At 69.4% G+C, this 628-nt stretch carries 1 protein-coding gene; it reads right to left on the bottom strand.

Annotation, left to right across the window (positions count from 1 at the left end):
* A partial coding sequence (locus tag G3O00_RS43025) for an OmpA family protein (RefSeq protein ID WP_206146635.1) occupies positions 1-614 on the bottom strand: 614 nt, incomplete at its 3' end.
* Between the last annotated feature and the right edge of the window lie 14 nt (positions 615-628).

Below are 628 nucleotides of genomic sequence, written 5' to 3'. Positions count from 1 at the left end.
GGCGTCGCGTTGGACGCGACCGGATCGGCCTTGCCGCGGCCCGTGACCGTCAGCGAGTCGGTCTTCAGGCCGTGCGCCTTCAGGTACGTCGCGACGGATTCGGCGCGGCGCTTCGACAGCGCGAGGTTGTAGTCGTCGCTGCCCACCGAATCCGTAAAGCCGGTGACGCTCACCTGCGAGTACGTGTGGTCGGCGCGCTCGCTCAGCAACCGGTCGAGCGATTCGCGCGCAGTCGGAGTGAGCGTCGCGTGATCGGTCGCGAACAGCGCGTCGCCCGACAGGTTCACCTGTTCGACGGCGGCAGCGGCCGGCGCGGTGGCCGACGCCGCTTCGGCCGGTGCCGCGCCGCACTGGAACACGAGCGTCGTGGGATCGGATTTGTCGCGCAGCGCACGGGCCGAGTCGACGGCGCGCACCGGCTCTTCGCCACAAATCTTGCGGGCGGCCTTCATGCAGGTCTGCGGGCCCGACAGCAGGCCGCTGCAGTTCACCTGGAAGGTCCGCACGCCGTCGCGCGGCTGCAGTTCGGAGGCGCTGAAGGTCGGGCCGGATGCGGTCGAGCACGCGGCGAGGGCCGTTGCGGAAAGTGCGAGCGCAAGAGCGAGTTTGTTCACGGTTACATCCTCAA

It is taken from the genome of Burkholderia sp. Ac-20384 (assembly GCF_017104605.1).
Lineage (GTDB): Bacteria > Pseudomonadota > Gammaproteobacteria > Burkholderiales > Burkholderiaceae > Burkholderia > Burkholderia lata.
This window is presented reverse-complemented; position numbering and strand designations above follow the sequence as displayed.